A 14554-nucleotide genomic window follows, 5' to 3' on the forward strand; every position below is an offset into this window, starting at 1 on the left:
ACACACGGGAACGTGCACGCGGTGGCCGGGAACGGGAACGCGGGGAACGCGGACGCGGAGGAGAAGCCATGGCGCTCGGCCTGCTGACGACGCCCGCTGCCGCCTCCCGGCGGGTCGTGCGGGCGAGCGCTCCTGCGGTGGGCAAGGCTGCCGGGGCGCTCGCCGGGACGGCGCGTGCCGGTGTGCGCGGCGCGGATGTGGCGGTACGGGTCGCGCACGTCACCCGAGGGGCGCTGACCGGCGCGGCGGCGCCCTGGCGCTCCGGCGCCCGCGCGCACCTCGCCCTGCACGCCGCCGAGCCCGAGCGGGTGCACCGGGCCGGAGGGGTCGAGCAGGTGGCACACCATGTGGCCGCCGCGCTGGCGGACCATCCCGATGTGCTGTTCGCGTACTGGGACCAGGGCCTGGGCCGCCTGGTCCTGGCCGCCACCGGTGACGAGGTCGTCGACGAGATCGTGGAGCACGCGGTCGGTCTGGCCGCCCGGCACGGACTGGTGTCCGGCGGCGATCCGGAGGAGCCGACCCATCCGGCCGATCGCGCCGGGGTTCGGGCGGCCGCCGCGACGCTGGCCGCCGACGCGCTGGGCATCGCCGTGGCGCTCACCGCCTCCGCGCTGCGCCTGCCGCCGTCCCCGCGCGCGGTGACGGCCGCGGTGACCCTGCTGCGCGAGAACCCGCGGTTCGGCACCTGGCTGCGCGACCGGCTGGGCAGCAGCCGGATGGACCTGGCGACGGCCTGTGCGAATGCCGCCGCCCACGGTGCCGGGCAGACCCCGGTCGCCCTGGTGCTCGACGGGACGCTGCGGGCCTGCCAGCTGGCCGACACGGTGGCCCGCGCCGCTGCGTTCGAAAGGTTGCACGACCGTCTGTGCGACCCCGACCGATTCCGCGTCGCAGCCGACCCGGCGCCGCGGCCCCCGCTGCATCTGTCGCCCGCTCAGGAGTACGCCGACCACGCCTCGGCGGGCAGCCTGGCGGGCGCGGCGGCGACGCTGCTGGTCAAGCACTCGGGGTCGGAGGCGGCCGAGGCGGTGCTGGCCGGTTCGCCCAAGGCCGCCCGCTACGGGCCCGCCGTCTTCCACAGCGTGCTCAGCGCCCTGCTGGCGCGCACCGGGGTGCTGGTGCGGAACCCGGAGCGGCTGCGCCGGCTGGAGACGACCGGCACCCTCGTCCTGCACCCCAGTGCGCTCCGCACCGCGCACGGCGACCTCGATCCGTGGGCGGAGCCGGTCCTGGACGCGGCGCGGCGTGCCGGACTGCGGGTCGTCCTGGTGGACGACCCGGTCCTGGAGGATCTCGTCGGTCTCGCCGACGAGGTGGCCGACGCCCGCCGTCCCCTGGACGACGTGGTGCACTCCTTGCGCGGTGACGGCCGGCGCGCGGTGCTCACGGTGGCCAGGGTGAGACCGGCCGGCGACCGCACCGTGCCGGCCGGGCTGCACGCCGGCGACATCGCCGTCGCCCTCACCGACGGAGACGGCGCGGTCTACTGGAGCGCCGACCTGCTGGCCCTGCACGGTCTGCCCGATGTGTGGCGCCTGCTCACCGCGGTTCCGGCGGCTCGCGGGGTGGGGCGCCGGGCGCAGGTCCTGGCCCGTTCCGGGGCCGCGCTGTCGGGACTGCTGGTCGCGGTGGGCGAGTCCTCGTCGCAGCGGGGACGCCGGCCGGTGCTGCCCGGGCTGCGGCATGCGCCGGTCGACGTGGCCGCGGCCGTCGCCCTGCTGTCGGGCACCCGGGCCGCGCTCGGTGTGATCGCCGCCCGCCCTCCGCACCCGCGTCCCCGAGTGCACTGGCACGAACTGGACACGAGCGAGGCCCGCGAACGCCTCTCCCGCGAAGAGGAGACCGAACCGGCCGGGCCCGGGCAGGCGGCCGCCCGGCTGCGCCGGCGGGCCGGTGCCGTCTCCCGGCATCCGGTCATGGCCCCGGCGCGCTGGACGGTGCAGCTGGGCCGGGCCGTGCGCGGCGAACTGCACGACCCCCTCACCCCGGTCCTCGCGGTCGGTTCGGCCGCGTCGGCGATCCTCGGCTCCGTCGTGGACGCGCTGCTCGTGGTCGGCGCCCTGGACCTGAACGCCCTGATCGGCGGTGTCCAGCGGCTGCGTGCCGAGCGGGCGTTGTCCGGGCTGCTCGCCGACCAGCAGCGCAAGGCGCGGCTGGTGCCGCAGGACGGAGAAGCTCCGGCAGGCGGTGCCCGCACCGTCGACGCCGGCCGGCTGCGGCCCGGTGACGTGATCGAGCTGACGGTGGACGACGTGGTGCCGGCCGACGCGCGCCTGCTGTGGGAGGAGGGTCTGGAGGTCGACGAGTCCGCGCTGACCGGTGAGTCCCTGCCGGTGGACAAGCAGATCGCGCCCACCCCGCACGCGGCCGTCGCCGACCGGCGGTGCATGGTCTTCGAGGGCACGACGGTCGTGGCCGGGCGGGCGCGCGGTGTGGTGGTGGACACTGGGGAGGACACCGAGGCCGCGCGTGCCGTGCACCTGGCCGCCCGGACGCCTCCGGCCGGCGGGGTCCAGGCCCGGCTGCAGGAACTGACCGGCAAGGCGCTGCCGTTGACGCTGGCCGGCGGGGCCGCCGTCACCGGTCTCGCCCTGCTGCGCGGCACCCCGATCCGGGAGGCGGTCAGCGGCGGGGTCTCCGTCGCCGTGGCCGCCGTGCCGGAGGGGCTGCCGCTGGTGGCGACGGTGGCGCAGTTGGCCGCGGCACGCCGGCTCAGCCGCGGCGGTGTGCTCGTGCGCACCCCGCGCACCCTCGAGGCGCTGGGCCGGATGGACACGCTCTGCTTCGACAAGACCGGCACGCTGACGGAGAACCGGCTGCGGGTGGTGCGGGTCGCCGACGCCGGCGGCGCGGTGCACGCGGCGACCGACGGCAAGGCCGCGGACGTGGTGCGGGTGGCGGCCCGGGCCTGCCCTCGCCCGGCCGGCGGGTCGGACCGGCCCGTGCACGCCACCGACGAGGCCGTGCTCGCCGCCGCGGCGCCCGACCCGGATTGGACGGAACGGGACAGCCTGCCCTTCGAGGCCGCCCGTGGTTATGCGGCGGGCGTCGGCCGCACCGGTGCGGACGGCCCGCGCCTGCTCGTGGTCAAGGGCGCCCCGGAGACAGTCCTGCCCGCCTGCTCCGGTCCGACCCCGGACGCCTCCGAGGCGGCGCAGACACTCGCCGGAGGCGGACTGCGCATCCTCGCGGTGGCACAGCGGCGGCTCGACGACTCCGAGGAGGACGCCGACGCCCTCGAAGAGCCGCTGCACGAGCTGGAGTTCACCGGTCTGCTGGGGCTGTCCGACGTGGCACGCGACACCTCCACCGCCCTGGTGCACGGCCTGTACGAGGAGGGCGTCCGCCCCGTCATGCTCACCGGTGACCATCCGCAGACCGCGCGGGCCATCGCCACCGAGCTGGGCTGGCCCGAGGACACCCCGGTGGTGACCGGTGACGAACTGGCCGCGGCCGACCGGCGGACGCGGGCCGGCATGCTGCGTGACGCGGGTGTGGTGGCCCGGGTGGCGCCCGAACAGAAGCTGCAGGTCGTGGAGGCGCTGCGGGACGCGGGCCGGGTGGTCGGCATGGTCGGCGACGGCGCCAACGACGCGGCGGCGATCCGCGCCGCCGACATCGGCGTGGGCATCAGCGCCCGCGGGTCGGCGGCCGCGCGCAACGCCGCCGACATCGTGCTGACCGACGACGACCTCACCGTCCTCATCGACGCGATCGGCGAGGGCCGCGCCCTGTGGCACAGCGTCGCGGACGCCATCGCCGTCCTGATCGGAGGCAACGCCGGCGAGGTCGGTTTCGGGATCCTCGGCACGCTGCTGTCCGGCAGGGCGCCGCTGTCCACCCGGCAGATGCTCATGGTGAACCTGTTCACCGACCTGTTCCCGGCGATGGCGGTGGCGGTGACCCCCGAGGAGGACGCCGGGCAGGCCCGGGCCACCTCGCCCGAGGACGCGGCCGGCGGGGTCCTCGGCGAGCCGCTGATCCGGCAGATCCGTCACCGTGCCCTGACCACCTGCCTCGGCGCGGTCACGGCCTGGCTGATCGGCCGGTTCACCCCGGGCACGGCACGTCGCTCCGGGACGATGGCCCTGTGCGGGGTGGTCGGCACCCAGCTCGCCCAGACCCTGCTGGACCGGCGGGGCAGCACGCTGGTGCGGGTGACGTCGCTCGGTTCGGCGCTGGTGCTGATCGCCGTGGTCCAGACGCCCGGCGTCAGCCGCCTGTTCGGCTGCAGTCCGCTCGGCCCGGTCGCCTGGACCGGCGTGGTCGTGGCGATCGCCCTGGCGCTGGCGGGGCAGCGGGTCCTGCCCGGCGTGGAGCGGACGGTGGAACGGCTGGCGGCCGCCGGGCGGGAACGGGCCGGACGCTGACCGGCCGGCACCCCCGGCACCCGGCACGAAACCTCGTGCGCGTCCGGGCGTCCGCACCGCGTGCCGGCCGCCCGGATCCGACGGAGCGATCAGACGGAGCGGTGGTACTGCTCCGGCACGTGCACGTCGCCGCCCAGCTCGCGGGCCGCGTGCCGGGCGAAGTACGGGTCGCGCAGCAGCTCACGGCCCACCAGGACCGCGTCGGCCTCGCCGCCGACCAGGATCTTCTCGGCCTGGCCGGGCTCGGTGATCAGGCCGACCGCGGCGACCGGCATCGGCGTCTCCGCCTTGACGCGCGCGGCGAAGGGAACCTGGTAGCCGGGGCCGGTCGGAATGCGCACCCCGGCCGCGTTCCCGCCGGTGGAGACGTCGAGCAGGTCCACGCCGTGGGCGTGCAGCTCCGCCGCGAAACGCACCGTGTCGTCGGCCGTCCAGCCGCCCTCCTCCAGCCAGTCCGTGGCGGAGATGCGGAAGAACAGCGGCTTGTCCTCCGGCCACACCGCGCGGACCGCGTCCACGACCTCCAGCGCGAAGCGCACCCGGTTCTCGTAGGAGCCGCCGTAGGCGTCGGTGCGGTGGTTGGAGTGCGGGGAGAGGAACTCGTGGATGAGGTAACCGTGGGCGCCGTGGATCTCGGCGACCTCGAAGCCCGCGGCGAGCGCCCGGCGGGCGGCCTGCGCGAACCGGTCGACGATCTCACGGATGTCGTCGGTGCTCAGCTCGGTGGGGACGGGGTGCTTGTCGTCGAAGGCCACCGGGCTCGGTGCCACCGGCTGCCAGCCGTGCTCCTCGGGTCCCACCGGGTTGCCGCCCTTCCAGGTGCGGTCGGTCGACGCCTTGCGGCCGCTGTGCGCCAGCTGGATGCCGGGCACCGTGTTCTGGCTGCGCAGGAAGCCGGTGATCCGGCGGAACGCCTTCACCTGGGTGTCGTTCCAGATGCCGAGGTCGTAGGGGGAGATCCGGCCCTCCGGACAGACCGCGGTGGCCTCCACGATGATCAGGCCGGTGCCGCCGGTCGCGCGGGCCGCGTAGTGGGCGAAGTGCCAGTCGGTCGCAGCGCCGGTCTCCGGCCCCTCGGGCGCGGCCGAGTACTGGCACATCGGGGGCATCCAGACGCGGTTCGGGAAGGTGACCTGGCGCAGGGTGAGGGGTTCGAAGAGCGCGCTCACGTCGGGCTCCAATCGTGACGGGACCGATGGCAAGCTAGTACGATAGACCTCGTACTACGGCAGGTGTCAAACTACGACGCCCTTCGTACCATGAGGGGCCCGTACGAAGTGGAGCCCGCTGTGACCGTCCCCGCTGCCGACAGCCGTGCCCTTCCGCACCCTGTGCGGGAGGAGATCCGTCTGGAGGGCATCCTGCACGCGCTGTCCGACCCGCTGCGGCTGCAGATCGTGTCCCGGCTGGCCGAGGCCGGCCGGGAGCTGTCCTGCTCCTGTTTCGACCTGCCGGTCTCCAAGTCGACCACCACGCACCACTTCCGGGTGCTGCGCGAAGCCGGGGTGGTCCGGCAGGTCTACCGGGGCACCGCCAAGATGAACGACCTGCGCCGCGACGACCTCGACACGCTGTTCCCCGGTCTGATCGACAGCGTGCTCGACGCCGCGGCCCGTCAGGCGGCGCGCACCGCGACCGGCTGAGCGGGCCCGCCGGACCGCACGCGCCCGGGCACCCCGGTCACACCTCCCGGCCGGCGGCCGCCGCCCGCAGCGACTCCCAGTCCGGGAGCTTGACCACGCCGCGCCCCAGCGAGGCCCCGAGCCGTGCCTCGGCACGTTCGATCGCCTGCCAGCCCTCCCACTCGACCGGCTCCACACCGTCGGCGCGCAGCACCGCCACGGCGTCCTCGGGCACCACCCGGTCCCGTACCAGCACGGGCGCGTCGGCGAGCAGCGACGTCACCGTCTCCTTCGCGCACGGCCGGTTGGTGCCGATCACACCGGTCGGTCCCCGCTTGATCCACCCCGCCACGTACTCACCCGGAGCGACCGTCCCGTCGCGCAGCACCCGCCCCTCCGTGTGCGGCACGGTGCCGGTGACCGCGTCGAACGGCAGCCCGTCCAGTGGCACGCCGCGATAGCCCACCGAGCGCAACAGCAACTGCGCGGCCACGTCCTCGTACCGTCCCGTCCCTGCGATGCCGCCCTGCCCGTCGGGCACCGTCCGCTCGAACCGTACGCCCGCCACCCGGCCGCCCTGTTCCAGGACCTCGACGGGCCGCAGGAAGAACCGCAGCCGGACACGGCGCTCCGCATCCCGCGGCGCCGCGTCCGCCCACCCGTGCAGCACCTCGACATTGCGTCGCTGGGCGGCGGGAAGGCCCGAGGGGTCGGTGTACGCGGGATCCAGAGCCAGCTCCTCGGGATCCACGACGACCTCGGCACCGGGCAGGGAGCCCAGCTCGCGCAGTTCCTTGGTGGTGAAGCGGGCCTGGGACGGGCCGCGCCGGCCCACCATGTGGATCTCGCGCACCGTGCCGGCGGCCAGCGCGGCCAGGGCCGCCTCGGGCATGTCGGTGACGGTCAGCTCCTCGGGGCGGCGGGCCAGCATGCGGGCGACGTCCACGGCCACGTTGCCCACGCCGACGACCACGGCGCTGCGCACGCCCCGCAGATACCCGGCGTCCACCGCGTCCGGGTGCGCGCTGTACCAGGACACGAACTCGGTCGCCGACCAGCTCCCCGGCAGATCCTCGCCCGGAATGCCGAGACGGCGGTCGGCCGCCGCGCCCACGCAGTACACCACCGCGTGGTACAGCTCCCGCAGCCGGCCGATCGGCAGCCCGCCGGGGCCGCCGACCTGCACGCACCCCAGGAAGCGGACCCGCTCGTGCTCCAGCACCGTGCGCAGGCTGTTCTGCAGGGACTTGATCTTCTCGTGGTCCGGCGCCACCCCGTAGCGCACCAGCCCGTACGGGCACGGCAACCGGTCCAGGACGTCGACGCGTACCGAGGAGTCCTGCTGGACGAGGCTCTGAGCGGTGTAGCACCCGCTCGGCCCCGAGCCGACGACGGCGACACGCAGCACGGCGGAACTCCTTACCCCGGCGGTCGGAGGAGATCGCTGATGCCTCCAGCATGGCAGCAGGCGACCCCGCGCGGGGAGTGGGAGGACGCCGGGCGGGCGTGTCAGCGCCCGGGCGCCACGGCCGACAGCGCCCGGACCCCTACCGCTCCGACCGTCCGGCCGACGGCCCCGAGGTGCCGGTGGCACCGGTGGGGGAGTCCTGCGTGCCGCCGGGGCCGGCGTCGTCCCTGCCGCCGTGCGGGGGCACACCCAGGCGCCAGTCGAGCCGGTACCGTTCGAACAACTCCGCCCGCAGCGCCGCCACCGGCATCGGCGCACCCGGGATCAGCGCCGTGTAGACCGCCCCCATGAGCTGGGAGCGCAGCCTGCGATAGTCGCCGTCTACGTCCGAGGAGCCGTTGCGGGCCACGGTGTCCCGCAGCAGATGGGCCAGCCGCTGCTGCTCCGGGCACTGCACGAACCCCTCGGCCTGCAGGATGCCCGCCATGTGCTGGCGCATCAGCACCGGCCGGTCCCGGGCCAGGCCGAGGATCGCGTCGATCGCGCGGGCCAGCCGCTCCTGGCCGTCCTCGGTGTGCGGATCGCGCTCCAGTGCCTCCTGCAGCGTCAGATGCATCAACCGGTGCACGGCGGACTGCACCAACTGCCGCTTGCCGGAGAAGTAGTACGACACCAGTCCGCGGGCCGATCCGGCCCGGTCGGCGATGTCGCCGAGGGTCGTCGCGTCGTAGCCGCGCTCGCTCACCAGCTCGACCGCCGCCTGCAGCAGCCGCTCCCGGGAACGCCGTCGCAACTCTTCATTCGCCGAGGCGCTGCGGGGGGACACCGTGTAACTCCTTGCATTGACTGGCTGCCAGCCAACTATACTCTCCACAGGTCGGCCGCCCCGGCGCGGTGCTGGTCGGCGCGTCGGCTCGTCTCGGGCAATGCGGGGGATTGTCCGGGACGAGCCGTTCGTCGTCCCCGGGCGGCTGTGCGCCGACATCTCGGGCCCCCGCCCGCCCCGCGGCGTCCGGCGCCTAGGCTCAGTCCGGCCGTCCCACCAGGTCCAGCACCGGCCCTAGTCCGTCCGGCCGTTCGGCCACCGGCCGATGGTCCACGAAGTGGACCGGGCAGCCGAGCGCCGACGCCCCGCCGTCCGCGTCGCGGCTGTCACCCACCATGAGCACCTGCCGCGGATCGACGCCGAGCCGAGTGCAGGCCTTCTCGAACAGCCTCGGGTCCGGTTTCTGGACGCCGTGCTCGTACGACAGGACGTAGGTGTCGACATACGGGCCCAGGCCGTGCTCCCGGAACACCGGGCGCAGATCCCAGCCGATGTCGCTGACCACGCCCACCTTGACCCCGCGCTCGCGCAGGGTGCGCAGCACCTCGGGGCGTCCGGGGAGGGGGACCAGGCGGCCGGGGGCATGTGCCGTTCGTACAGCGCGTCGTGCAGCGCAGGATCGGGCAGGGGCACCCGGCGGGACAGACCGGTGCAGGCGGCCCGGTGCAGTTCGGCGCTGCGGTCCCGGATCCGCCACAGCTCGGCCAGGCCGTCCGGGAGGTGCCGGGGCGGTGTGCCCCGCCGGGAGCGCCCCGGCCTCCTCCAGAGCGCGTGCCGTCCCTGCCGGCGCCGCGGGATCGAGGGGCGGACCGGCCTCGTCCAGCACGGCGCCCAGCCAGGACTCGGCGGACTCGACGCGGAAGAGGGTGCCGGAGAAGCCTAAGAGGACAGCGAGCAAGGGGGAGCATCGTTCCCTACGGCACGTGCGCCGGCCACCGCTTGCGCGCCGGATCGTGCACGGCCGCCGCGGCGGCCACCACGGTCGCGCCCAGCAGCCAGCCGCCGACCACGTCCGAGAGCCAGTGGACGCCCAGCCAGACCCGGGTCAGCCCCACGCCCACGACCGAGACCGCGGCGAGAACCACGGCCGCCGGCCACAGGGCGCGCCCGGCGCGGTGGCGGTGCAGCAGCCACAGCAGCAGCCCGCACACCACCGCAGCGGTCATGGCGTGCCCCGAGGGGAAGGCCGCCTGGCGGGCGGTGTCCACCGGGTCCGGCCAGACGGGGCGTGGCCGGCCGACCGCCGCCTTCACGGCGTACTGCAGCAGCAGGCCCAGCGCACCGGCGGCCACCAGCCACAGGGCATCGAACCTGGTCGGCCGCCGCACGGCCAGCACCAGCGCGACCGCCACGCACAGCAGCCGCAGGGTCAGCGGGTCCCACACCCAGTCGGTGAGGAAGCGGGCGACGCGGGTCGTGCCGTGCTCGGCGACCGCCCAGTGGTGGACGATGCGCGCCACCGTTTCGTCCCACCGCATCAGCGGCGTCCACCGCGCGGCCACCAGGGCCGAGAGCACGGCGGAACACCCGGCGAGGACGCACAGCGCGCGGCAGACGGGCGACCGCGGTCCGCGCGGACCGGTCGGCGCGGGCGCGGAGGTGACGGACGCGGAACGCATACCGCGAATCCTGACCGGCCGCCCGAGGGTGAAACCGTGCCACCGGCCGAACACGCGAACGGAGGATCCGCGGGAGCGATCCGCTGACGGTCCCGCCGGAGCGGACCATGCGGGGAAGCGTTGAGGGAGTTGCGGGAAGGGACGCACGGTCCCGTCGGTCGCTGCGCGAGCCGGTCGGCCCCGCCTCCGTGCCGGCCTGCCTCCGTCTCCGTCCCGGCTCGGGTGGCAGCAGGTCCTGCGTGCGTCGTCTTCTCCCGTCGGCCGTCGGCGGGTCGGGTGTCAGCCCAGGGCCCGCAGCCCCGGTACGACAGCCACCAGCACGGGCACGGCGGGCACCAGCGAGGCGACCGCCGTCAGCCGCAGACGCCGCAGCGCGGGCAGCCGGTTCCACGGCGTGAGCAGGCGGTGTACGCGCTGCGGCACCTGCGCCTGCGCGGCGGGGCAGGGGCCGAACACTCCCCGTTCCTCGTTCAGTTCCACCAGTGCGAGCGCGGTGGTCAGCCGGCCGAAGCGGCGCGACGCCATGTCGTCGGCGGCGAGTTCGACCAGGCGGTGCATCTCGTCCCGGAACGCGGCGAACACCGGCACCTGAGGGAAACCCTCCGCCAACGCGGCCGAGCAGTGCAGCAGCCAGTCGTGCCGGGCACGCGCGTGCCCCTGCTCGTGCGCGAGCACGGCGTCCAGCTGCCGTCCCTTCAGTCGGCGCAGCGCGGCCGTGGTGACCACCAGCCGGGGCGCCGCACCGGGCAGCCACCAGGCCTCCGGCCGGTCGCTCTCCAGCACCACGAGCCGGCCCGTGCCTGGTTCCTCGCCGGGCAGCAGCGGGGCCCGCTCGAGGAGTTCGGCACGCCGGTGCCGCCGCCGGGCCCGGGCCCGCACGATCTCGCGGACCAGCATCGCCGCGCTCCACACGGCACCGCACGCGAGCGTCACCGCGGTGACGGGCGCCCAGGCGCCGGCCGTGCCGAAGGCGTAGGCCTCCACCACTCCGCGTGGCGCCGGCGCGAAGACATGACCGCGCACCGCCTGCCAGGCCGCCGCCGCGCTCAGGGTCATCGACAGCGCGCAGCACAGCAGGACGGCGACCACCACGCACTGCCACACCCACAGCGCCACCACCGGTTCCCTCTCCGCCCAGTCGGCCCGGGCGAGCAGACGGGGAGCGACGACGGCGGTGAGGGCGCCGAGCAGCAACAGCACCGCGGGGACCATCATGCGAGCACCATAGGAGCGGTCCCGCGCTCATGGGTACGGAACCGAGCGGCGAAGTGACCGAGATAACGGCCGCGGTGCGGTGCCGTGCGTCTTCCTCGCGGGTGCCCGCCCGGGACCGTGTCGGCAGCATCCCCCCCCGTGCGCCGCCCCTGCCCGGGACCGGTGACGTCGGCGTCCCGCGTGCGCCCCTGCAGAGGACGGCGCCGTCGGTGCCGTTCGCACGGACACGGCCGCCCGTCACATGGTCAGCAGCATCGCCACCATCGCCATCCCCATCGACAGGCGGCAGGCCCGTGCCAGCTCAGGTCGGTCGCCCCAGCCCGGACCTCCGCTGTCCGTGACGCCGGTGTCCGCCGTCGACCCGGCCCCGGCGGGACGGGCAGCCGGTATCAGCCGGACACCGGACAGCAGGACGTACCCGGCGAAGTAGAGCAGCAGGACGCCGGTGACCACGGGTGTCCCGGATCCGCCGTGCGCGTGGTGGTGGTGGGGCCCGGGCGAGCCGGCCATCGACAGGGACATGTAGACCATCGAGCCCGCCCCGACCAGGTGATGCAGATGGTGCGGACACTTCCGCGCCCGCCACAGGTCGGGCAGTGCGGCGGCGCCGAAGACGGCGGCGCAGACCCACCAGACCCAGTCCGGCGGGGTGAACACCGCCGCGGGCACGGCCATGGCGGCCATCCCGAACCCCATGAGGGCCTCGCCGCCCGCCGTCCGTCGCTGCTCGGCGATCTGGCTGCGCATCCGCAGCAGACAGTAGGTCCCGGTCGCCGTGCACAGTGCCACCAGCAGCCAGCTCAGTGCGGCCGTCGCCTGCACCCCCACCTCCCCGATCGGCTGTTCGGACCCCCGCGGCGCCCGGTCTGTCGTTCGAGCGATGCCCGCCACACGGTCTGCGCACACGAGCGCACAGGGGCACGCAGGAGCACGACGAGAGTGCGCGACGCTCCCGTCGTCCAGTGCCCGCTCCCTCTCGCCCTGCGCCGGAGATCGGGACCCGAAGAATCTTTTACCAGTAAAACACCTGTTAATGTTATAGGCATGAGCAGCGCGACCCCGACCTCCGGATCCCGTCTTCTCCGGCGCCTCGCGCCGGCCGGTGTGCTGCGGCTCGGCCGCCCCTCGGACATCTGGTTCAAGCCCGCGCTGAGCGTCGTCGTCTCCCAGGCCCCGCCTGCCCTGACACTGCTCGCCCTCGGTCGGCTCGACCTGGTCATGTACACCATGCCCGGGTCGCTGTGCGCCCTGTACGCCCACAACCGTCCCTACCGCGCCCGTGCCCGCGTCCTGGCCTGGATGGTGCTCGGCATGGTCGGCGGACTGGCCCTCGCCCTGCTCGCCGCCTCGCTCACCACCGACCCGTGGGTCCTGGTCACCGTCGGCGCGCTGATGGCCGCCGCGCAGAAGGCACTGTGCGACGCCGCTCGGATCGGCCCGCCGGGCAATGTCGTGCTCACCTTCGTCACCACCGGCTCGCTGTTCGTCCCCGAGCGGCTGGAGCAGCTCCCCGGCCATGTGGGTCTCGCCCTGGCCGCGGCCGCGTGGGCATGGGTGGTCGGCATGGCGCCCGGACTGCTGCGCCCGTACGGCCCGGAACGCCGGGTCACCGCACAGGCACTGCGCGCCGCCGCCGCGTACGCCGCCACCCGCGGCACGGACGAGGGCCATCAGCGGGCCCGCGCCACCGCGGCCGCCGCTGTGCGGACGGCCTGGCAGACTCTGCGGGCCGCGGGCACCCGCACCCCCCAGCGGCGCGCCCTGGAGCGGCTGCTGATCCGCGCCGAGGTCGCGCTCGCCGCACCCGCGGACACCGACCCCGGGCCCCTGCGCGTCTGGGCGCACGAGCTGAGCACCGCCCGGACCGTGCCGCCCGTCCTCGTCGGGGCGGCCGAGGCCGACGAGGACCCGCTCGGCGCGCACACCGGACCGACCGGACCCCACCGCCCCTGGCGCTGCCGGCTCGCCCCGCTCGTTCCGTTCGTCGTCCGCACCGCACTGGGCTGCGCGCTCGCCGGATACGCCTCCGTCGCGCTGGGCATCGGCCGTCCCGCATGGGCCGTGACCACGGCCGCCGCCCTCCACCAGGTCAACCTCAGCCACACCTGGAACCGCAGCATCCAGCGTGTCGTCGGCAATGTCGTCGGCGTCCTCGTCTTCGCCGCCCTCAGCCCCCTGGTGCACCGGAGCGAGGTGGCCCTCGTGCTGTGCCTGCTGGCGTGCGCCTTCGGTGCCGAGGCCCTGATCAGCCGCAACTACTGGCTCGGCTCGGTCTGCGTCACCCCGATGGCGCTGCTGGTCAGCGAGTTCGGCGGCTCCCACCCGGCGGGCGAGCTGATCGGCGAGCGGATCGCGGACACCCTCGTGGGCGCACTGGTCGGTTTCGCCGCCGCGCTCGTCGTCGTCGACCGCAAGGCGGGGCACCGTGTCCGGCAGGCGCTCACCACCGCCGACACCGCCCGCGAGCACACGGTGCGTCTGCTCGCTCAGGAACGCCCGGAGCCCGCCGCCCTGGACGCCGCCCGGCAGCGACTGGCCGACGCACTCGTGGAGCTGCGCGCCACCGCCGACGCCGCGTCGGGTGAGTGGTGGCCGCGCTCGCTGCCCCAGGAGCAGGTCATGCGCACCGAGGAAGACGGACACCGTACGCTCGCCGCGACGGTACGCCGCCTGGGCCTGCACGCCCCGGAGGCGAACACGGGGAGCATCACGGAGGACGCACAGCCATGACGGCACGCGACGGACGGCGGGCATCCGCGACGGCGGGCAGGGCGGAGGAGACGGTCGACGCCCAGGGCTCACCGGCGACCGGGGGGCCAGGTTCATCGGCGCCCGAGGTTCCGGGCTCACCGGCGCCCGAGGGGCCGAGTTCACCGGCGCCCGAGGAGAGACACGCCCGGCCCGACGACACCGTCGCCACGGTCGTCCGTCAGTGGCGTGCCGTCCACCCCGACCTGGACACCGCGCCCATGGAGATCATCGGACGCATCAACCGGTGCGCCGCGCTGCTCCAGCAGGCCGAGGACGCACCGCTGCGCCGGGCGGGCCTGAGCCGCCCGGAGTTCGACCTGCTCGGCGCGCTGCGGCGCACCGGACACGAACTGACCCCGGGGGAACTGGCGCGGGAGACCTTCTCCTCCGGAGCGGCGGTCACCAAACGGCTCAAACAACTCACCGAACGCGGACTGGTGGAACGCCGCGGCGACACCCGGGACCGCCGGGTCGCCCACGTCCGTCTGACCGACGCCGGACGCGATCTCGTGGACGGACTGCTGCCCGAGCAGCTCGCCCACGAACGGTCCGTCCTCGCGGGCCTGGCTCCCCACGGTCGTGACGAACTGGCCGCGTTGCTGTCCGAGCTGCTGGGCCGCCTGGAAGGCCGTGCCGGCGCGCTGCGGCTCTGACCGTCGCCCGGGCATCCGGACTCCGCACGACCGCGGGACCGCACCCCGTGTCCGGACCCGGTCCGAGCGGACGCGGCCCGTCCGTGA

Annotated in this window: 11 protein-coding genes; 4 read left to right on the plus strand and 7 right to left on the minus strand. The window is 75.1% G+C overall.

What is annotated here, in order from left to right; all coding sequences use genetic code 11:
* Nucleotides 1–68 precede the first annotated feature (68 nt).
* Nucleotides 69–4373 (plus strand): cation-translocating P-type ATPase, encoded by a 4305-nt coding sequence (locus OG899_RS23840; RefSeq protein WP_168131491.1) that lies wholly within the window; start codon nt 69–71, stop codon nt 4371–4373.
* 89 nt (nt 4374–4462) lie between these two features.
* Here OG899_RS23840 and OG899_RS23845 read toward each other — a convergent pair whose 3' ends face one another.
* Complete coding sequence (locus tag OG899_RS23845; protein WP_168131492.1) at nt 4463–5542, minus strand: NADH:flavin oxidoreductase/NADH oxidase; 1080 nt, start codon at nt 5540–5542, stop codon at nt 4463–4465.
* A 120-nt stretch (nt 5543–5662) separates the two neighbouring features.
* Here OG899_RS23845 and OG899_RS23850 point away from each other — a divergent pair, with 120 nt between their 5' ends.
* Entirely contained in the window at nt 5663–6016 is a 354-nt protein-coding gene (locus OG899_RS23850) for a helix-turn-helix transcriptional regulator (RefSeq protein WP_125500657.1), read from the plus strand.
* A 37-nt stretch (nt 6017–6053) separates the two neighbouring features.
* Here OG899_RS23850 and OG899_RS23855 read toward each other — a convergent pair whose 3' ends face one another.
* The 6 genes from OG899_RS23855 to OG899_RS23880 all read right to left on the minus strand — a co-directional run bounded on the left by OG899_RS23855 (nt 6054) and on the right by OG899_RS23880 (nt 11885).
* Nucleotides 6054–7403, minus strand: a complete 1350-nt coding sequence (locus OG899_RS23855; RefSeq protein WP_125500658.1) for an FAD-dependent oxidoreductase — start codon at nt 7401–7403, stop codon at nt 6054–6056.
* 139 nt (nt 7404–7542) lie between these two features.
* Nucleotides 7543–8229: a TetR/AcrR family transcriptional regulator gene (locus tag OG899_RS23860; RefSeq protein ID WP_125500659.1), complete on the minus strand. Its 687-nt coding sequence runs from the start codon at nt 8227–8229 to the stop codon at nt 7543–7545.
* Between the two features lie 199 nt (nt 8230–8428).
* On the minus strand, nt 8429–9055 hold the full coding sequence (locus OG899_RS23865; RefSeq protein WP_406311197.1) for an HAD-IA family hydrolase: 627 nt from the start codon (nt 9053–9055) through the stop codon (nt 8429–8431).
* Between the two features lie 88 nt (nt 9056–9143).
* Nucleotides 9144–9848 carry a phosphatase PAP2 family protein gene (locus OG899_RS23870; RefSeq protein ID WP_125497355.1) on the minus strand — a complete coding sequence of 235 codons (705 nt, stop codon included), beginning with the start codon at nt 9846–9848 and terminating at the stop codon, nt 9144–9146.
* A 279-nt stretch (nt 9849–10127) separates the two neighbouring features.
* Nucleotides 10128–11063: a M56 family metallopeptidase gene (locus tag OG899_RS23875; RefSeq protein WP_125497356.1), complete on the minus strand. Its 936-nt coding sequence runs from the start codon at nt 11061–11063 to the stop codon at nt 10128–10130.
* A gap of 237 nt (nt 11064–11300) precedes the next feature.
* The gene (locus tag OG899_RS23880; RefSeq protein ID WP_189427615.1) at nt 11301–11885 is read right to left on the minus strand and encodes a DUF5134 domain-containing protein; all 585 of its coding nucleotides are present in this window, start codon (nt 11883–11885) and stop codon (nt 11301–11303) included.
* Nucleotides 11886–12107: 222 nt separating this feature from the next.
* On the opposite strand from OG899_RS23880, the gene OG899_RS23885 reads away from it, so the two are divergent.
* Entirely contained in the window at nt 12108–13793 is a 1686-nt protein-coding gene (locus OG899_RS23885; protein WP_206345166.1) for an FUSC family protein, read from the plus strand.
* On the plus strand, nt 13790–14467 hold the full coding sequence (locus OG899_RS23890) for a MarR family winged helix-turn-helix transcriptional regulator (RefSeq protein WP_229813715.1): 678 nt from the start codon (nt 13790–13792) through the stop codon (nt 14465–14467). The genes OG899_RS23885 and OG899_RS23890 overlap by 4 nt, the downstream gene beginning before the upstream one ends.
* Nucleotides 14468–14554: the final 87 nt, after the last annotated feature.

Source organism: Streptomyces thermoviolaceus (assembly GCF_045209695.1).
GTDB lineage: Bacteria > Actinomycetota > Actinomycetes > Streptomycetales > Streptomycetaceae > Streptomyces > Streptomyces thermoviolaceus.